The organism is Pedobacter paludisoli (assembly GCF_052344095.1).
In the GTDB taxonomy this organism is placed as follows: Bacteria; Bacteroidota; Bacteroidia; order Sphingobacteriales; family Sphingobacteriaceae; genus Pedobacter.
Window position 1 is genome coordinate 2,911,158 of the sequence record NZ_CP179926.1, and the last position, 20,944, is coordinate 2,932,101.

At 35.0% G+C, this 20,944-nt stretch carries 16 protein-coding genes; 1 reads left to right on the forward strand and 15 read right to left on the reverse strand.

The window, feature by feature from the left end; all coding sequences use genetic code 11:
- Positions 1-160: 160 nt before the first annotated feature.
- Both glyA and ACJVDK_RS11830 read right to left on the reverse strand, forming a co-directional pair.
- On the reverse strand, positions 161-1,432 hold the full coding sequence (glyA, locus tag ACJVDK_RS11825; RefSeq protein ID WP_443936865.1) for a serine hydroxymethyltransferase: 1,272 nt from the start codon (positions 1,430-1,432) through the stop codon (positions 161-163).
- A gap of 94 nt (positions 1,433-1,526) precedes the next feature.
- Positions 1,527-2,270, reverse strand: coding sequence for a segregation and condensation protein A (locus tag ACJVDK_RS11830; RefSeq protein WP_443936866.1), 744 nt, complete (start codon positions 2,268-2,270; stop codon positions 1,527-1,529).
- 309 nt (positions 2,271-2,579) lie between these two features.
- Here ACJVDK_RS11830 and dxs point away from each other — a divergent pair, with 309 nt between their 5' ends.
- Positions 2,580-4,508 (forward strand): 1-deoxy-D-xylulose-5-phosphate synthase, encoded by a 1,929-nt coding sequence (dxs, locus tag ACJVDK_RS11835; protein WP_443936867.1) that lies wholly within the window; start codon positions 2,580-2,582, stop codon positions 4,506-4,508.
- Positions 4,509-4,585: 77 nt separating this feature from the next.
- Here dxs and ACJVDK_RS11840 read toward each other — a convergent pair whose 3' ends face one another.
- The 13 genes from ACJVDK_RS11840 to ACJVDK_RS11900 form a co-directional block, all read right to left on the reverse strand.
- Positions 4,586-6,862 (reverse strand): glycosyl hydrolase family 95 catalytic domain-containing protein, encoded by a 2,277-nt coding sequence (locus tag ACJVDK_RS11840; protein ID WP_443936868.1) that lies wholly within the window; start codon positions 6,860-6,862, stop codon positions 4,586-4,588.
- A gap of 184 nt (positions 6,863-7,046) precedes the next feature.
- A complete protein-coding gene (locus ACJVDK_RS11845) occupies positions 7,047-8,639 on the reverse strand; it encodes a gliding motility protein RemB (RefSeq protein WP_443936869.1) in 1,593 nt (530 codons plus the stop codon).
- Positions 8,640-8,642: 3 nt separating this feature from the next.
- Positions 8,643-10,583 (reverse strand): polysaccharide biosynthesis protein, encoded by a 1,941-nt coding sequence (locus ACJVDK_RS11850; protein ID WP_443936870.1) that lies wholly within the window; start codon positions 10,581-10,583, stop codon positions 8,643-8,645.
- A 108-nt stretch (positions 10,584-10,691) separates the two neighbouring features.
- Positions 10,692-11,654, reverse strand: coding sequence for a UDP-GlcNAc--UDP-phosphate GlcNAc-1-phosphate transferase (locus ACJVDK_RS11855; protein ID WP_443936871.1), 963 nt, complete (start codon positions 11,652-11,654; stop codon positions 10,692-10,694).
- Between the two features lie 236 nt (positions 11,655-11,890).
- On the reverse strand, positions 11,891-12,784 hold the full coding sequence (locus ACJVDK_RS11860) for an NAD-dependent epimerase/dehydratase family protein (RefSeq protein WP_443936872.1): 894 nt from the start codon (positions 12,782-12,784) through the stop codon (positions 11,891-11,893).
- A complete protein-coding gene (locus ACJVDK_RS11865; RefSeq protein ID WP_443936873.1) occupies positions 12,781-13,596 on the reverse strand; it encodes a glycosyltransferase in 816 nt (271 codons plus the stop codon). Before ACJVDK_RS11865 ends, ACJVDK_RS11860 begins: the two co-directional genes overlap by 4 nt.
- A gap of 3 nt (positions 13,597-13,599) precedes the next feature.
- Positions 13,600-14,715: a glycosyltransferase family 4 protein gene (locus tag ACJVDK_RS11870; protein ID WP_443936874.1), complete on the reverse strand. Its 1,116-nt coding sequence runs from the start codon at positions 14,713-14,715 to the stop codon at positions 13,600-13,602.
- Positions 14,708-15,820: a hypothetical protein gene (locus ACJVDK_RS11875; protein ID WP_443936875.1), complete on the reverse strand. Its 1,113-nt coding sequence runs from the start codon at positions 15,818-15,820 to the stop codon at positions 14,708-14,710. The genes ACJVDK_RS11870 and ACJVDK_RS11875 overlap by 8 nt, the downstream gene beginning before the upstream one ends.
- Before the next feature lies 1 nt (position 15,821).
- The gene (locus ACJVDK_RS11880; RefSeq protein ID WP_443936876.1) at positions 15,822-17,111 is read right to left on the reverse strand and encodes a glycosyltransferase family 4 protein; all 1,290 of its coding nucleotides are present in this window, start codon (positions 17,109-17,111) and stop codon (positions 15,822-15,824) included.
- Positions 17,078-18,193: an N-acetyl sugar amidotransferase gene (locus ACJVDK_RS11885; RefSeq protein WP_443936877.1), complete on the reverse strand. Its 1,116-nt coding sequence runs from the start codon at positions 18,191-18,193 to the stop codon at positions 17,078-17,080. Before ACJVDK_RS11885 ends, ACJVDK_RS11880 begins: the two co-directional genes overlap by 34 nt.
- Positions 18,194-18,198: 5 nt before the next feature.
- Positions 18,199-18,933: an AglZ/HisF2 family acetamidino modification protein gene (locus tag ACJVDK_RS11890; RefSeq protein WP_443936878.1), complete on the reverse strand. Its 735-nt coding sequence runs from the start codon at positions 18,931-18,933 to the stop codon at positions 18,199-18,201.
- Positions 18,933-19,544, reverse strand: coding sequence for an imidazole glycerol phosphate synthase subunit HisH (hisH, locus tag ACJVDK_RS11895; RefSeq protein ID WP_443936879.1), 612 nt, complete (start codon positions 19,542-19,544; stop codon positions 18,933-18,935). The genes ACJVDK_RS11890 and hisH overlap by 1 nt, the downstream gene beginning before the upstream one ends.
- The gene (locus ACJVDK_RS11900; protein ID WP_443936880.1) at positions 19,541-20,944 is read right to left on the reverse strand and encodes a hypothetical protein; all 1,404 of its coding nucleotides are present in this window, start codon (positions 20,942-20,944) and stop codon (positions 19,541-19,543) included. Before ACJVDK_RS11900 ends, hisH begins: the two co-directional genes overlap by 4 nt.

Consider the following 20,944-nt stretch of genomic DNA (forward strand, 5'->3'; position numbering starts at 1 on the left):
AATTTAGATGGTAAGGGTCGGTATTTCTCCACGAAATATCGGCCCTTCACTTTTTTATATCACATTGCCTTTTTATTGCGCATCCCCTTTATAAAATAAAAGGCAAAAAAAAGTCCTGCACCGAAATGCAAGACTTTCTATACTGGAGATTCTTAAATCCTTATTTATACAATGGGAAACGATTTGCCAATGCTTCAACTTCAGCTTTAACTGCGTTGATATTTGCTTCATCATCCGGATTGGTTAATACTTGATCAATTAAATCAACGATTAATCCCATTTCGCTTTCTTTTAATCCACGCGAAGTAATGGCTGCAGTACCCACACGGATACCAGACGTTACGAACGGTGATTTATCATCGAAAGGAACCATGTTTTTGTTAACGGTGATTTCGGCTCTTTCTAATGCATTTTCAGCAACTTTACCCGTAATATTTTTATTGCGCAAGTCAATTAACATTAAATGGTTATCGGTACCGCCAGAAATAATACCGTATCCTTTCGCGACAAAAGCTTTTGCCATTGCTTGTGCATTTGCAGCAACTTGTTTTACGTAGGTAGTATATTCATCGCTCAACGCTTCGCCGAATGCCACTGCTTTTGCAGCAATAACATGCTCTAACGGACCGCCTTGAGTACCAGGGAACACAGCCATATCAAGCAAATTGCTCATCATACGAACTTCGCCTTTTGGTGTTTTTAATCCCCATGGGTTTTCAAAATCTTGTCCCATCATAATCATTCCACCACGTGGTCCACGCAAAGTTTTATGTGTGGTAGTAGTTACAATGTGGCAATGTGGAAGTGGGTTGCTTAATAATCCTTTTGCAATTAAGCCCGCAGGATGCGAAATATCGGCTAATACCAATGCGCCAATTTTATCAGCTACTGCACGGATAAAAGCATAATCCCAATCGCGTGAATAAGCTGAAGCACCGCAGATAATTAACTTTGGTTTTTCTGCTAAAGCAACTTCTTCTAATTTTTTATAATCGATTAAACCAGTTTCTTTTTCTACACCGTAAAATAATGGTTGATACAATTTACCCGAAAAGTTTACCGGAGAACCGTGCGTTAAGTGACCACCGTGCGAAAGGTCGAAACCTAAAATTTTATCTCCCGGTTGTAACACAGCCAACATTACCGCAGCGTTTGCTTGTGCACCAGAGTGTGGTTGTACGTTTACCCAAGCAGCACCAAATAGTTCCTTCGCTCTATCAATAGCAATTTGCTCAACAACATCTACTACCTGACAGCCGCCATAATAGCGTTTACCTGGTAAGCCTTCAGCATATTTATTGGTTAGTACTGAACCAGCAGCTTCCATTACTTGCTTACTTACAAAATTTTCTGATGCAATTAGCTCTAAGCCATGTTCTTGTCTGCCTAATTCCTTATTAATAAGGTCAAATATCTGGGTGTCTCGTTTCATCCGTAATAATTGGTTTGAATTTTTTGCAAAACTACAAAATTAATTGATTGAAAGACACACCTTAAACGAATTAATCCACTGAAAAGCAGAAATATTAGTTTAACGCTTTTACGTTGAAATTATTAAAACCACTTCCTACCGTAATCTCAACCAATTGTTGTTGCAACATTTCCAGAATTGCCAAGAAATTATACACAAAATGCACCTTATTTTCAGAATTTTTCAGCACCAATGCGAAATCAATCTGTTTATTAATATCCAACAGGTTGGCAATAAAATGCTTTTGCTGCTCAATCGTGTACGGATACTGCACCACGGTATGCTTCACCTCTTCGCTACGGAGCTCGTACTTTTGCATGGTGCGATGGTAAACGGTCAGCAAACGATATAAATCCAATGAAAGTAATTCGTCTTGATTGGAAGAGGCCTCTGCCGCAAGTGATAAATCGTATTCAATATTTCCACGTCGTTCTTGTTGCAAACGTGCTTCCTCAAAAACTTTCAATTCTTCGGCAGCCGATTTAAATTGCTTATAGGCAATTAATCGCGCAATAAGGTCTTGTTCCGGATTAATTTCGTTCCCCGCTTCATCCAACTCGATTCGCGGCAGCAACATTTTCGACTTAATGCGCATTAAAGTAGCTGCCACCAAGATAAATTCGCTGGCAACCTCTACATTCAACGCTAATAATTGATGAATGTAAGCCAAAAAATCATTCGTAATTTTAGCAATCTCAATATCCTGAATATTCAATTCATCACGTTCAATAAAGAACAATAACAAATCGAAGGGACCTTCAAAAACCGGAAGTTTAATTTCAAAATTTTCTGATTGCATGCGAAGAAACAAACATAGTAAATTGGGCTGAAAGCTGAAACAGCTAAATCTTGTCCGTTTTTATTTGAAAAGCAAAGCCTGTTCCATTTCGGCTACGATAGTCCTGCTGCCGCTTCTGCCGCTGAAAGGCGGGCATCTCGCTCACATCAGGTTTAGGCAAAGAAGGTAGTGCAAATAACGTCCTATCCATCCTCGCCAAAACCAACCCTGTCGCACAAAAAAGACTAAAAACCGCAGCAAAAAAAATCTTCTTCTATATTAAAACAAAAATACCTTACTTTGTATCTTGTTTATTACCACAAATTTTCAATGCAAGTAAAAGCTGGCCCCCTATTATCAAAAATAAACTACCCTGCTGATTTAAAGCAGTTTAGTGAATCAGACTTGGAACAAATCAGCCAGGAATTACGACAGTATATTATTGATATTGTTAGCGTAAATGGAGGCCATTTTGGAGCAAGTTTAGGCGTTGTTGAACTCACTGTCGCATTACATTATGCTTTAAATACACCTTATGATAAATTAGTATGGGATGTAGGCCATCAAGCATACGGACATAAAATACTTACTGGCCGTAGAGACTTATTTCATACCAATCGTATTTATGGGGGCATTAGTGGCTTTCCGAAAATAAGCGAAAGCGAATACGATACTTTTGGTGTGGGGCACTCGTCAACCTCTATTTCTGCTGCTTTAGGAATGGCTGTTGCTTCGCAAATTAAAGGCGAAACAGACCGACAACATGTTGCTGTAATTGGCGATGGCGCCATGACAGCAGGTTTAGCATTCGAAGGATTAAACCATGCCGGCATCGAAAATAGTAATGTGCTTGTTATTTTAAACGATAACTGCATGTCTATTGACCCAAATGTTGGGGCTTTAAAAGAATATTTAACCAACATTACCACATCAAAATCATACAATCGTTTCCGCGATGATATTTCACATGTATTAAGTCAACTTTCTAAACTTGGGCCAAATGCACACAAATACGTTAAGAAAATTGAAAAGAGCATTAAGGGAACCTTATTAAAACAAAGTAATTTATTTGAGGCCTTAAACTTCCGTTATTTCGGACCCGTTGATGGTCACGATGTAAAACGTTTAGCGGCCATTATAAAAGATTTAGCGGCCATTCCGGGTCCAAAACTTTTGCATTGTGTTACGGTAAAAGGTAAAGGCTTTGCATTAGCAGAAAAAGACCAAACGAAATGGCACGCCCCAGGTTTATTTGATAAAATTACGGGCGAAATAAAAAAGAGTGTTTCAGATAAACCCCAACCTCCTAAATTTCAAGATGTTTTTGGACATACCTTGGTAGAATTAGCAGAGGCTAACGACAAAATTGTAGGTATTACCCCTGCCATGCCCTCGGGGTCGTCACTCAACATCATGATGAAAGCCATGCCTAACCGAGCATTCGACGTAGGTATTGCCGAGCAGCATGCCGTTACTTTTTCTGCAGGTTTAGCGGCTCAAGGGCTGGTTCCTTTTTGCAACATCTATTCAAGTTTTATGCAAAGAGCCTATGACCAAGTTATTCACGATGTGGCCATACAAAAACTAAACGTTGTTTTTTGTCTAGACCGAGCAGGTTTAGCGGGTGCAGATGGTGCAACCCACCATGGCGCATACGATTTAGCCTACATGCGTTGCATACCCAACTTAATTGTTTCTTCGCCAATGAACGAAGAAGAACTACGCAACCTAATGTACACCGCGCAACAAGAAAACATGGGGCCATTTGTTATTCGCTACCCACGCGGAAACGGCGTAATGGCCGATTGGAAGCGACCACTTAAAGCGTTAGAAATTGGTAAAGGCCGTAAAATTTGTGATGGCGAAGAAGTAGCTATCTTAACCATTGGCCCAATTGGGAACTTAGCGGCCGAAGCGCGTGCAGAATTAAACAGCGAAGGATTTTATCCAGCGCATTACGATTTACGGTTCATAAAACCCCTAGATGTAGAAATGCTTCATGAGGTTTTTGCAAAATATAAACACATTATTACTGTTGAAGACGGTGCCTTACAAGGCGGTGCCGGCGCTGCTGTATTGGAATTTATGTCCGATAATGGATATCAAGCCAATGTTATTCGTTTAGGTATTCCCGATGCATTTATAGAACACGGAGAGCAACCTGAACTTTGGGCAGAATGCGGTTACGATAAAAATGCAATCATTGCTACCGTGAAAAAAGTGGCTATAAAACGTACCACCAACAGCATGGCGGGTTAAATAAATAATCGTTTTGCAAAAAAGGCCTCAAACTTTAAAAATTTGAGGCCTTTTTTATCTCTATAGTTTTTTGTTATCTATTCGTATCCATTTTCAAAAGTAACTACTTGTCCTTTTTTTAAGGTTACAGACGTAATGCCATCCACCTGCTGAATTTGGTATTGCGCTTTATTTTCATCTCGAACCAAGAAAGTTTTAAAAGGCAAACGAATTTTTAAATCACCATCTTGCGTAGCTTCAATAGTGACCTTTTCCGGAACTCCATTGCTTTTATTCGCGCTAATTAAAAATGCACCTTCTGTTCTCAAGTGTTTAAACGAAACGTTTTTCCAACTGCTTGGAACTGCCGGAAACACTTGCACATAACCGCCTCTGCTTTGAAGCAAAAGTTGCTGCATCGCATCGGCAAAAGCAAAATTCCCTTCCAAGGTAAAAGGTCGATAGGTAAAACTCGAATATTGCCCTCCTTTTTGATCTCCATTTAAATGGAAACTATTGATAGAACAAAAGTTTGATGCAAAAATTTGCAATTGCCTTACTGCTTTATCTGCTTCATATGCGCGTGCATAAAGCGACGCCATCCAACTAAATGAATATCCGCACCAGCCTTTGGTACCTTTTTCTTCCAATCTTTTAAATGAATTATCAATTATCTTTTTATCCTCTGGTTGATTTACGTTCAAAATATTTAAAGGATATATGGCCATGTATTGCGACATGTGGCGATGGGAGCCATCCAAGTTATGATTCGGAGCAATGGTTAATCCGGTTTCGTTTGTATCAAAATCAGGAAGTTGTTTTAAAATGGATAGCCAATGGTCTCGCTCTGCTACTTTCCCTTTGGCCTCACTCACTTCGGCTGCAGCTTTAAATAAAAACTTTGTTAGACTTAAATCGAAATTTGTCCAATCTTTAAACCAAGCATTTTTACTATTATTATTGTACTCAGGGCTAGAACTCAAAGGCAATTTCCGAATTCCGTTTTCTACACGTGTTATATTCTCTAAATACTTGGCTACTTGAGAAATATACGGATAGGCCCTTTTATTTAAGAAATCCTTATTCATTGAGTATTTCCACTCTAAATAAAAGTGTTGTGCTGCCCAAGCGCTCACTGTAGGAGAAAGGGCGTATTGAATCCATCCGCCCATCGGGTCGCCAGATAAAGTAGCTACTCCTGGCACATTCAATCCCTCCACGCCAAAATACTGCTTGGTATAGGCTAGATTTTTATCCTTCATGTTCCAAAGCCAATCGGTATAGGTAGAAGCCTCTGCTAAATGATTGCCGCTATACGTTGGCCAATAACTTAACTGGGTATTTAAATCGTTGTGAAAATCGCCCTTCCAAGGCGGGAGGTTTCCATTATCAGCTGTCCAAACAGCTTGCAAAGTAATAGCAGGAGCATGCTTACGCGCTACACTTCCTAATTTATACTGCTCTAAATAATACTGCTTTTCTAAGAGGGTATCGGGCACCGATATAGCCGACTGTGCCCAAAAATTTGTCCACCATTGTGTATGTTCATCCCAACCGGTGGGTTCCAAGGCCTTATTTGACATTTTTGGTAATTTTGCCTTTTCATCCTTGGTAATGGTCCAGCTACCTAAGATCTTATCTTTCGCAACTTTTTCCCACGTAACTTTTACTTCAAAGAAGTGACCGTCGTATGTAGGTTGATGATAGGTAATGCTGTTTTCAGTTCTACTAACGATTCCAGCACCGTAGCCTAACTTTTGTAAGCCAGAACCGGCATGACTGTTATCATTTTTTACCGGGTTAACTTTATTGTAGTTATGAACAATCAATTCAGGAAGTACAGCGCTATCTTTTACGTTTTCAAAGCCAAAAAAGCCTTGATTTTTAGTTGCATGAACGTATACATTAAAAACGGTTCCATTTTCAAATTTTATGGTATTTAAGGCCGTTTTAATATCCAACACATTGGAGCTAACTTTTCCTAAAGAAGCCAAATTAAATTCCAAAGCGGCGGCTGGCAATTTAGTAGGATAAGGAAAAGAATCATACGGTTTGTCTCCTAATTTTTGAACCGCAGCATAATTATTATTCGCTACTTGATCCTCTACCCACTTAAAAGTCAGTTGAGACATATCAAGAGCTTTTCGCTCATCCCATAAATCGGCCCGATCCAGCGACATGCGCAATTGGCCGTTCTTTTCCCAAACCAGCGCTCCTAACATTCCATTGCCAATGGGCATGGCTTCATCCCACCGGGATGCCAGTTTATTAAAGTTAAGGTTGTATTGATGTAGTGACTGCGCATAGCCAACCTTCGTCACGAATAAAATAGCAACTAAAATAGTTGTCTTAACATTTAGATAATTTTTATTCAAAGCTTAAATTTTAGGGTAAAAACAGCTATGAAGTTAAAAACAAATCTGTCTTTATTTCACAAAAGAGACAGATAAAACAACACAAACGTTTGTTTGCAAAGCTTGAGCACGAAGAATTTGTAAAAAAAAATGCCCCGAGGCAAATCGAGGCATTTTGTTAATAGGCATATAAACCTAAAATCTTTTAAAAATCGGCATAAATATTTCTGAACGAGCTTCGCAATCCAAATGTAATCTGGTTCGTTCTATCTGTTCCCAATCTATTTACTTCCGTGCGTGTGATTGCGCCAAGTTCTAATCTTAAATTATACTTAGGGTTAATGGTATATGAAACGCGGGCATCGCCATAATAAAAGTTGGTTCCTAAGCCATCTCCTGTTTTATAGCCTTCATCTTTAAACCGTTCATTGTACGATTGATTAATGTTCTGACCATAATCCAATGGACCAATATTTAATCCGTAATTGGCATAATTAAACTGTCCATAAAAATTCCATCTTTTGAATTGGTAATTCCAGATAGTAACAAATTCTCTGAAATTGGCGCCCATTGGATGAGCAAGCGCTTGCACATAATGGCCATAATTTAACAAGGAGGTTCTCTGCGAATAGGTAAAAGGTCTTGCGGTATTAAATTCAGCTAAATAATTTAATCCTTTTACTTTAAAGGCATCGAAACCTCTTAAGCCCAATTGAAACGCGAATTTATTGCCCCAATAACCATTTCCAGCAATTGCTTTACTGAAGGTAAATTCATCTAATGCGATTTGACCATATAGGGTTAAGTTACTGAACAATTTATATTTTCCGGTAAAGCCAATTAAAGCATTATCAGGAGAGCCGTTCATTCCTTCTACCGTTCGTAAGAAAATTATCGGGTTCAAATAGGTGGGGTCAAAACCACGCTTTCCTGTTGAATCGGCATCTTGCCAGATCACAGAATCAAAAAAGCCTAATGAAAGGCGGTTATTCACATTCCAATCTAAATAATGGAAAACACCCCATTTTTTTCGAAAGCCATTATCGTATGAAAATTCTGGCGATTTAGGATCTTGAAATTGAGCCCACATTGCCATGTACTTAACATTTCCTAAAGTGCTGGTAATTTTAAAATAGGGGTAAGCCGCAGCAACATCCGACATTAACATGGAGCGGTATCCATCGCCGATAAAATTTTTATCGTGTCCTAAAGTAAAGGTAAAATACTTATTTGCGGTGTAATTTAAGATAGCGGTTGCATAAGCCCAGTCCTTGGTTACATCTTTCGATAAATTTTTCACGTTTACCATGCCCGGTATAACACCACTTGTATCAATATACCGATTTAAATAATCATTAAAACGTGCTTGATTTTCGTACCCGCTTGTATAAAACGAAAACTTCTTTCCAATAGTTCCTGATATTTGATAGCCGCGCGTATTGTTCCAGGTGGTGATGTTATGACTTACATCTCGACCAATCAAAAAATCTGGAAGAAAATCCATGTAGACCTTAAAATCTTCCTTTTCTATTTGGATTAAGTGTTCGTTAAACAATTTTCGCCATGCCCATGCTTTATATTCTTTTTCGGTGTTAACGGACAGTAAAGAATCTAATTTAGCATTTAATACCGTATCGTCGCCAATAACAGGTTTTAAAGAAGTATGAAATCGCGTTCCTTTGTTGTATAAATCTTTGCTTAATTTTTGATATTGATCGTAACTGTATGGGGTAATTTGTTGTGCCTTAATAAATGTAAAAGTTAAGCATAATCCTATGCTCAAAAGTAAATAACGCATATTTTATAGTGATTTTAGATTGTCTAATTCTTCAAAAACAGAGTTTTTGCTTTTAAATTCAGGCACCAGTTTTTTCATGTTCATCACTACTTGTCGGTCGTTATTTTCTTTAGCAGCGCTAATCAATTCATATATCTGCTTTTCAATGTCTTCAAATACATATTCACGAACCTTGCCTATCATAATTTTCTCATGGTGTGTAGGCATCGTATTTTCGTTATCGTTTAAGAGTTCTTCGTATAACTTTTCGCCTGGTCTTAATCCTGAAAATTCGATCTTCACGTCCACATTAGGCTCCAATCCTGCCAAACGAATCATTTTCTTTGCTAGCTCTACAATTCGCACTGATTTTCCCATGTCGAAAATGTAAATCTCTCCTCCTTTACCCATACAGCCGGCCTCTAGCACCAACCTACAAGCCTCGGGAATGGTCATAAAATAACGCGTAATTTCGGGGTGTGTAACTGTAACAGGACCACCTTTTTCTATTTGCTGTTTAAAACGCGGGATTACAGAACCATTTGAACCCAATACATTTCCAAATCGCGTAGTGATAAACTTAGTAATGGGCTTTACATCTAATGAATTGATATAGCTTAAACCATTACTAAACACAAAATTATGATTGCTCAAAGAATTATTTAGCGACTGCACATAAATTTCGGCAATGCGCTTTGAGGCGCCCATTACGTTGGTAGGATTAACCGCTTTATCAGTCGATATCATCACGAACTTCTGCACACCATACTTCACGGCCATGTTGGCCACGGTTTTTGTACCTAATACATTCGCCTTTATTGCTTCCGCCGGATTATCCTCCATCAAAGGAACGTGTTTATAGGCTGCTGCATGATATACGTAATGCGGCTTATAACTGTTAAAAAGTTTCTCCATGCGGAACTCATCGCGTACATCGCCTATAAAGGCATGGAAGTTTTTATTTTTATTGGTTTCTTCTAATTCGAGATAAAGCTCGTGCAGAGCTGACTCAGATTGATCGCACAAGATTATCAAACCTACTTCAAATTTAGAAAGCTGACGAACAATTTCGCTACCAATTGAACCCGCGGCACCGGTAATAAGAATACGTTTATTGTATAACATATCGCCAATTCCTTCGGTATTTATGCTAATGGACTTTCGGTTCAAAAGATCCTCAATATTCAACTTTTGAATTTGTGCCTGCTGCAGCTTTCCATTTGTCCATACATCTGGAGGAGGGATATTTAATATTTTTACTTCATTCTCCAGGCATAAATCTATAATAACATCTTTTCGTTCATCCGGAATGGTATAGGATGCAAAAATAATTTCGTCCAATTTATGCTCAACGATTAAACCTTCCAATTCTGAAGCATGCAAAATCCTTACCCCATCAATCGTTTTCCCAACCTTTCGATCGTCGTCATCTACAAAGGCAATAATGGTTTTATTTACATTTCCGTCGTGATCAAAAGTTCGTTTAGTAGCCAATCCTGCTTCTCCTGCTCCGTAAATGATAATCTTCTTCTTGTCTAGTTTTAGATTTTTGATGTATAGAAAAAAGTACTTTATCAATACGCGGTACGTAATCAGCAATAAAAAGCTGGTTAAACCATTGGTGATGAGCACAATATTAGAGACAAAGAGCTTTTGATAAAAAGCTACTCCTATTAGATTTAAGAAGAAAAAGGTGCCATTTGCTACGATTACCGCAAATAAAATCCGAAAGGAGTCTTGCGCGCTGGTATATCGAATTATCCCCGTATACGTTTTAATATTGAAGAATACAGCCACATTGATAACACTCATTATCAATATATTACGAGACATCTCAGTAAAATCGATAGCAGTTAAATCTAAATTTTGCTTTAATGAATAAGCAAAAATTAAAGAGAACATGCAAATAATCAAATCCAATATGAAGATGATCCAGCGCGGTACAATGTTAATCTGAGTAAACAAAATGCTATAGGCTATATTTTTGTTAAAGATACGGATTATTTCATATCGAAATAAAAATTATCCAATCTATATGGTGCTTCATGCAAGTACCTTGCCAAAACTAATTCCTCAGCCCAAAAGCCTTTTCCTTCCCTCTGTATTAAAACGAATACAAAGAAATAAAAACGCGGAAATAACAAGAAATGAAATACCGAATAACAATGATTCTTTTAAGAAAAATAGAATGCTAAGATTAATAACCAATTGCAGCACAAAATACAATGAAGATACGCGCAAATGTGGCCATTTACGTTCATTGGATAAAAATTGATAAAAATGACTTCTGTGTGCCTCAAAGATATTTTCGCCTCTTATTAATCTAAAAATAATGGTAAATACGGCATCTAAACCGTATACCAACAACAATAGCAAGTAATTAAAATTCTGGCTTTTTAAAATCAATTGACCGATTAAAAAAACTAGGATGAAAGCGATACTCACACTCCCTACATCGCCTGCAAAACACTTCGCCTTTTTCCGGAAATTGAAAAAATTGAACACCACAAGCGACATGCCAACCGTGATTAAAAGTGCTGGTGCGGTAAATTCAACTACATCTTCATTAATATAATACAGGGTAGCAACGGCCAGTAAACTATAACTTCCGGTTATGCCATTAATTCCGTCCATAAAATTATAGGCGTTAATGGTTCCAATTACACCAATTAAAGCTATTGGAACCCAAAACCAAGGCAATTGAAGTAAATTCCATTGGTAAAACATTAATAGAACGGCTATCAAATGAACACTTAAACGAACTTTATTGTTCAGTGTATGTATATCATCTAAAAAACTAATTAAAGCAATGAGGAATAAACCTAAAACAAAATAAGGATATTGGTAATAGGATATTCCAAAGAAAATCAAAGTAGCAATACCAAAAATAATCCCACCTCCGCGTATGGTAACCGCGGTATGCGAACTCCGGTGATTTGGTTTATCGATGATGTTGAAATGATCGGCTAGTTTGAAGTAGGCGATTTCAAGAATAAAGAGGGTAAGTAAAATTATCGTGGCGTAAATTAATGACATATTGCTTTTGTTGAGCAAAGATAGAAAAATCGAGTTTATTTAGCTCCTTTAGAGATTTTACATCTAGAATCATCCTAGCTAATTTAATATGGAGTATTAAATTTGATAGGATGATTAAATGCAGTATCCCTAATTTCTTAACATCAACTTATCCTGCCAAATTAAACGACTCAGCAGTTTTGCTTAATCCTTCTCTAGCTGGCAGGGTGTAGAAACTGTAATGATATTAATTCCATTTAAGTTATCTTAAATCCTTCTAAAACTGGCGAAGGATTCCATCCGAGCTTTTGTCTGGCAAGTGAATCATCAAAGGTTAAATCTGAAGTAATCTTTTGTAGCTTACTGGAATTAATCGGAAATTTTTCTCCTATTAAATCTCCCATCATTCCTATCAATTTAGCAAATTGGATGGGTAAATTAAATGGTTTGGATTTCCCCAACTGCATTGAAATATTTTCTGATAATTCTAAAAATGAAGGATTATAGCCATCTGTCAAATTGTATACTCCTCCAATTTCAGCAGCAGTTGGGATTATTTTAGCTACATCGTTAGCTAAAACCATGCTTTTCTTTGCTTTTCCACCGGCAAGATTAAAGTAATATCCTTTTCTAATTCCGTTAATCATTGCACCTAAATTGCCAGGGGGATTTTCACCAACTAAAAGAGGTAATCTTAAGATGCTACATGTTACTTCATTTTTGGCGCACCATTCCTTTATTAGATTTTCAGCTAAGATTTTACTTTTCCCGTATGGGTCAGTGGCTATTAATGGATGTTCTTCATTTATAGCTAAGCCATAACCACATCCATAAACGGCAACGGTACTGATAAAAACAAAGGCACTCGGTAAAGACTCATTATTTTGTATTGCCGTTAATAAATTGGCTGTACCTTTAACATTTACATCATAGAATACTTGGCTTTCTTCAGCATTTTTAGGAACACTATGTGCTTTACCAACACAATGGACAACAATGTCTACTATTGGAATAGTAGGCACTTCTTTAGCCAAGTTTACATTTATAGTAGCATAATTCCTAGAAATAGTTGTCACTTTACCATATTTGAACAGTTCGGCGTAAATATACTTTCCTAAAAAACCAGAAGCACCGGTAAGCAATGTCGTCATCTGAGAAAAATTTTGTAAATAAATTTTAGTGCGTTCAAGGGCATTAATCGAAGTGGCATTTTTGCAATTAAAGACTCAGCATATTGAATTGTTGTTATGAAGCCAATTCTCCTTATCGCTTTTAGGAAACTTATTTCCTTTTGAACATAAGATAACCCATGTCTTCTTCCTATCATATTATTACCAACTCTAAAATTCAGTAATACTTCATCAATATTGGTAATCTTATAACCCATAACCAACATTCTAACCCATAAGTAATAATCTTCGAAGAGAGGCATATGTTTATAAGAACCAGCTGCTATCACATCTTCTTTTCTGAAAACAACAGTTGGATGATTAATAGGGTTTCGAAATTTAGCAAAACTAACTACACCAGCAGTGTCGCTTGGCAATGTCCTAAAACTACTTAAATCTCCAGGTCGATTATTAAACTCTTCAACATTTGCACCAACGACCGATACATCAATATTTTTAGAAAGAAATTCTATTTGGATTTGGAAACGAGTTTTAACACAAATATCATCTGCATCCATTCTTGCTATGAGATCATAATTACATGAATTAATTCCAATCGATAATGCCTTTCCTAATCCAAGATTTTCATTTAAGGAGATAATTACAATCTTGATTAAATCTCTTTTTACATATAAATTTATAACTCTTTCAAGAGAATCAGTCAGTTTCCCGTCTTTTACCAAAACAATTTCTGTAGGCAACAAGCTTTGGGTAAAAAGTGATTCTAATGCATCACTTAGAAATTCTGGATTATCTTTGAAATAAACAGAGACAAGAACGCTGAATTTAAGCATAAATTATTTTATTAAACATTCAGTAAAAAAATCAATTTGCTCATTCGGTTCAAATTTAGCCAGTTGCTTATTTATCTCTTTTGAATAGGTCTTATTCTTTTCAATTAAATCTCTTAAATGTTTAGCTAATTGAGTTGCATTATCTGCATCCTGAATAATTCCTGCTTTCCCCACAACTTCTGGCAATGAAGAGTTATTAGACACAATTGATACTTTATTAAAATACATAGCTTCTAATGGAGGGATTCCAAACCCCTCATAATTACTCAAATAAATCATACCAGTACAATTTCGTAAATAATCATTTTTTTCTTCATCGCTTAAATAGCCCGTAAATTCAACGCTAGTAGATAGTTTTAGCTGTTCCACAACTTCAAATATAGAGTTGTAATTCCAACCGAATTGTCCAATGATCTTGTAAGTAAATTCAGAGTAATTTGGATTTTCATCCATAAATAACTTAAAACCCTTTAACATTGTTTCAATGTTTTTTCCAGGCTCAACTGTACATACAGTCACAAAATAAGGTTTAGAATTCTCTATTGGCTCATATATTAATTCGGGTATGAAATTATACACAACATATACCTTTTCAGGTTTTATCCTTGCAATTTCTACAATATCCTGCTTAGAAAAATTAGAAACTGTTAAAACTTTGCTTGCTATTATGGCTGACCACTTAGAAAGAAACCTCACATAAATACTTCTTATTTTAGAATATTTGTTTTTTATCTTAAATGGAATCATATCATGGATAGTTGCTATCATAACAAAGCTTTTATTGAAAAAGCCAGCTAAAAGGGGAATAGCGGGAGTTGGAGAAAATAAAGTTCCCCTTTTAGAAAGAAAAAAAAATGGCAAATAAAACTGTTCATAGAAAATTCTCACCAAAAATTTTTCAGCATAAGGTAATACTAATACTTCAATTTTTTCAGAGCTTTTAAACTTAAAAAGTTCTAGAACATCTACTTCCCGATTTGTTAAAACAATAATTTTTTTATATTGATCCCAATTTGGCGAATCGAAATCTATATTACTGATTATCCTTTTAAAGAAATAACCCACACCAGCAAGTTTTGTGTTATTAAAATTTAAAAGATTTATATATAAGTTATTCATTTTTCTTAAAAAACAAACTAAATAATACCAACACAACTATATATTGAAAAGTTAAAATACTAAAAGAAAAATAGTATAAAATTAATGAAGTATTATTATAGCCTGATGAAACAAAGATCCTGAAGCAATATTTCCTTATCATACCTGCAGCAAATCCACCAAATATAACACTGAAGATACCAAAATCAGCATATAATGACCCTAGCCCAAAGCTAGGCATATAGTTAGCAGCAGCAAATTCGGGGAGAAAATCATAATTTAATATGGCAAATCCATAATTATATGGTTTTTCAGGCCAAAAATACCTGGGAATAAATTTATAATAAGATGAATAATTTATCTCACCATAATACAAAGAATGTTTACCGGTATTAAATTTCTCTAAAAGAAAAGATTGCTTTTCATAAATATCAAAGTAGGTGATAGCAGCCAGAAAGGGATTTTCAGCGTCTTTAGTTTGAGTAAAGTGATATACAATTAATAAAAGTGCAATTGGTATGCTAAATAAAAATATGGTTTTTACTTTTACTTTTTTATAAATTTCTAAATAGATACAAAAGAATATCAACAAATTAAAAATGGCAAACTTGCTTCCAGAGAACAATACAAAAAAGACAAGAATAACTAGCCACCACTTAAACCTTTTGTATTCTAAAAGAAAAAGCAATACTGAAAAAAACAAAAAAGTTTTCCCTAATTCGTAAAGGCTTGCAAACTTACTAAAAACGACTGTTTCATAATAACACCTAATCCCCCCAAAACTTAAGCCGCATTGCAATAAAATGGTTAAAGTTGGTGCAATAAGCAAGCATGCTATAACTAGGCTAAGGATGGCAGTAATCTTAACTGGCTTTATACTAGAAACCTTAAATGATAGAAGATTAACAAAGGTACCAGCAAAAACGCTTAATATATAGGTCAAAATTACCCAGTTTGATAACCAATAACTTTCACCTATACCCATTGATATCAAAATTAATTGAGGTACAATTAGGAAAAGTAGAGTATAGTAAGCCTCTAAAACAAAGGGATTTGCTAAAAAACCATATTTATAAATTGAAATAACAATCAATAATATAGTTAATATCAAAACAAATATTAACATATTAATGAAATAAGTTATTAACTTCTTTCAATTCAGCCTCGAAGCGATCCTCCCATGTCCATAATTTACTTTCGCTAAAAAGCGCTAAATTATCCTTAATTTTAAATACTTCTTTTTCGCTATTAATAATTGATATCACATCCTTTGCCATAAACTCATATTGCTCGTTAGTAAGATCGCTTACATCATTAACTGGGTAAATCACACCTGTTTTATAAGGCTCAATCCACTCTTTTGTAGCGCCATTATCTAAAGTAATGATGAGTTTATTTAATCGAATAGCTTCCAACAATGGATTTCCTACATTTGAACTTTCGTACATTGATAAAAATGCATCAGCAACATGGAGAAAACTCGGAACTTCATTTTGGTTAATGGCACCCAAAAAGGTTACACTTTTTTGAATATTAAGCTTTTCTACCAAATGTTCACATTCATGCTTTTTTGCACCTTCTCCGATGATAAGATAGTGAAAATCCAAATTAGAATTTTGCTCTAATAATTTATGAAAAAACCTTATGCATCTATCTACTCTTTTATGATCGTCTATTCTACTAACAGATACAAATAAAAATTGATTGGGTATGTTCTTGTAGCGGCCTAAAATGTCGGCTATCTTATTGGGTTCCAAAAAAAACTTATCAACACCATTACTCCAAAATGCTGTTCTTTTATGTTTTGCATTTATCTGTTCAAGTACCCAATCCCCACGACTTCCATCATTAGTCATTATGCATAAATCAGATGGACCTTTTAGCGCATAAAATGTATCAAAATTTGTTATTTTTCTTATCCACTTTTTATTTTGTAACCACTCTTTTACAAAAACAACTCCTTGGAACCGTAGCACAACTTTAGTATTCTTAAGATTTAAGAAACTCTTAATAAATTTAGCAGCGACAGAACCAGGCTGTTCATACCCATATAGTAAATCAAAATTCTCCTCCTTTAAGTTCCTATATCCATAATAAATCAAATACAAAATACCTATGTATCTTCTAATTCTAATCAAAACAGAACTAGCTAGTTTATTATTCAGTGCATTTAAAATTTTTGTTCCAGGAACCTCATAACGATATGTATTAACTCCTGGTAATTCCAATGGCTTTTCATAATAATAATTTCCTTTACGAGAGCTATCTCTCATAACAATATATGTAACATCCCAACCAGCTTTTGCATAAGCTTCAGGTGTTTTACGAATAACCTGGATAGATTTTTCCTTAAAATCGTCTGCAGATAAAAAAAGAACTCTCTTTACTTCCTTATAATTTTCCTTGCTCTTCTCCATAAGTTAAATATCCACTCATCACTTGGATAATCCAAATGTGCCTTTGGCTCACTTTTCATAATATTATCAAATTCGCTTGCGGTAAATGATAGTTTTTTCAAAACGTACTCCAAATCGTTCTTTAATTCTATGTCATTATAAGGTGGTTTTTGGAGTTCAAGCAAAGCATCATTTCTTGATATCTCCCCATTTCTAATTTGAGCAGACAAATGTACTTTCCTTTTATCAAAGCCAAATTTTTCGGGTAAATAATATGCTTGATAAAATTTAGTAAATGCAGATTCATAATGTTTACCGCCATAATATTGCCAACCAAATTCTTCCTTAAGAACGGTCATCGCTTTTTCTTTACTGTAGTTAACATTGTTTAGTAATTCAACATACACTCCTCCAAGCCCGAAAAGCCTGCTTATCTGATATTTTACCGAATTCATTGTTGGGAAATTTCTCATTTTCTTAGTCCCAAACTTTTTTTGAATTCCTTTAATATTAGTTAAATCTTGCTTTCGCCACAACCATGATAATGGCATACCATGTTCAGTTACATAATTACTTCCTGATAAAATATACTTTATATTGTGTTTTTTCCTTAGAGTAAACATTGTTGCCATTATTGCATGGTCAGATAACATTTCGATATCTACCACACCTGCCTTAAAAAAAGATCTTTGCAAATCCTTGAATTCAGGCCAATCAATTACATATGTTTCTAAATCAAATCCACACTTATCGACAATTTTTTTAATATTTGAAACAGCTAGTTCCGAATTCCAACCATTATCAAAATGTACGCATAATGGATTCAATCCTAATTCTTTAGCTAAATAAGCAACATAAGAACTATCCACTCCTCCGCTTAATCCAACTACACAATCGTATTTACCTTTCTTATCTCTTAAGATATTACTCTTAAGTTTTGAAAGATTATCTGCTTCTTCCTGTTTTTTAAATTTGAATTTATCGATGTGATGTTCTGCTTCCAAACAATAATTACAAATACCAGAATCATTAAATTTAATGTCTGGATCGGTTGTATCCATTACACATCTGTTACATTGTTTGTATTCTTTATTATTTAACATGATTATTAGCTTATTGGGTAAGAGATTAAAACAGCCTTATGTGGACCTTGGAAAACGAATAAACTACCAGCTGCCGCCGCGGAGGCACCATGACCTATAACTGCGTTAAGATTTTCTGTATTTGAAGCACCACCGGATGCAATTAGTGGAACCGGTATATTAGACGAAACAGCCTCCACAAGTTTTAGATCATATCCCTGAAAAGTACCATCAAGATCAACGCTGTTCAGGAATATTTCTCCAACACCCAAATCACAATACTTTTTGGCTAGCGTAATTGGTTCGATGGCAATTGTTTTATCTTTAACATGATCATAAACTTGGTGCTTACCCCACATGTTTTTCTTAACGTCTATTGCACCAACTACAGTTGAACTCCCAAAAGATTTAACAATTTCAGGGATTAAAGTTTCTGATACCAATCCTCCCTGGTTAATAATGATTTTTTCGATACCAATTTTAAGCAACTCTTCAATTTGATTTAAACTAGATATTCCACCTCCATATGCAAAAGGCATAAAACATTCGCTTGCCAAATCATTTAACAATTGCAAATCAGGCCCGCGATTTTGTTTCGATGCGTCTATATCAAGAAAAATCAATTCATCTACCTCTTTATCATTAAATATCTTAACCGCATTAATCGGGTCGCCTACATATTTGTACTTTTTAAACCTTTCAGTTTTAACTAAGCCACCATCTCGTAATAACAAGCATGGTATAAATCTTTTTCTAACCATTAAAAGTTTTCAGCAAAATTCTTTAAAATCGAAAGCCCAAATTTATGGCTTTTTTCCGGATGAAACTGCATGCCAATTAAATTATCTTTTTCGAAGGCAGATGTAAATTCAAAACCATATTTTGTTTTAAATAATATATTAGCTTCCTCATTTGCAGAAACGTAGTAGGAATGAACAAAATAAAATCTTTTATCTTGAGTAAATCCTGTTAGAAGTTTTGAACCCTTTATTTCAGTTACATCATTCCAACCCATATGAGGAATCTTTAAATCGCTATTTTCAAAAGAAAACTTTTTAACATCAGCATTTACCCAACCTAAGCCTGGTAATGCACCTTCTTCGCTTTTGTTACACATCAATTGCATACCTAAGCAAATCCCTAAGGCTGGCACTTTTTCGATTAAAACCTTTTTATTCAAATACTCAATCCACCCACCTTCTCTAAGGTGTTTCATTCCAGTATCAAATGCGCCAACACCCGGTAATATTATTTTTGTTGAATTTTCCAATTCAGATGGGCTATTAATGATTTTACTTTCAAAACCCAGTTTTTTGAACATATTTTGGATGGAACCTAAATTTCCTAATCCATAATTTACTATTGAAATCATCCTAATACTTCTGTTAATGCCAATTTAAACTTATCCTCCCAGTTTTGAGCCCAAAAATAATCTTTATCTTGTTCAATTGTTTGAGTTTCAAAAATTGAAGTAAAGTCATCTATGAATATCTGAGGTATTTTAATTTTATGATTATAATAACTGTAAGTATAAGATGTCATCAGTAAAAACTGTTTTTTCTCCTTTAGAGCCATCGATTCAAAAAGTGCTGTAGAAAGCTCTCCGATGATAATTTCGGCGATCGAAAAATCAACATACAAAGTACTATTCAAAGAAAATTCAATCCCTGCTTTTACAAGTTCATGGTATCTGCTTTCCAAACTGTCAATCTCAAGAGGGTGAGGTCTGAATAAAATTTTATACCCCTGTTGTGTAGCTAAAGGCTCCAATTTCAGCAGGAATTCAATAGCTTCTGCAAAAGCAACAGCCGAGCTAAGAAACAGAATCGTTTTAATTTTTTCTGGTTGCAATGAATTTGATATTGCTAATTGTTTTTCTAAATAAGGATTACCAATAATTAATGTTTTCGATGGTATATTTATCTCATCGGCCCAAAATTTACCATAAGCGAAAAAATAATCAGGATAACATAGCTTACTCAATGGGTGTTTTTCTATCCCAGCCCCTAGTCTATATGCAAAATGTTCTTCATTTATAAAACCATGCTGAAGCTCTACAACGGGAATATTCAAATTCTTCGCTGTTAATAGAATAAATAACCTACTGCCATATGATGCATCTTCTAAAAAAATTAATCTAGGTCTTTTCCATTTAATAAACCACTTATAAAAAGTTTTTTTCTTATAATAATTTAAGACATTACGATTAATTATTTCAATTAGTTCAGCCTTATTAAAGCTTAAATTATGTTGATTTAACTTACTAACGATATGATCTGTTAATGCTACAGCTTGTTTATTCAAATTACCTAAGGCTTTTCCAAAAAAACTAAATATTTTAGATAGCAGAATTAACGAAAGATGAGGATATACTTTATTGTGTACCCTAGGCCAACGCAACTCTCCAGCAGCAGTGTCCTCAATTAACAACGCGTCTGGTTTTAACTGAAAAAAGAAACTATCAGTAACCCGATTAAAATACTTATCATCATTTGTGTCCTTCACATTGGTTACACCTGAGTTAAAAAAAATTGCCTGTCTTTTTTTTATAAAAATTGGTGATTTTGAAACAGAAAAAAAAAGGGTCTTAAGTATAGATGGCTTAAGTTTACCTGGCACATTCGCTATTTTTAAATTATTGTTAGTATTAAGTATAGATAAAAAGACATCATACCTAACAATATACCAAAATGGTAAACCATCCTCTATTTTATATGTTAATATTTTAGAATCCGATTCTAAGGCGTTTATGATTTCTGAAGGTTTGATCAT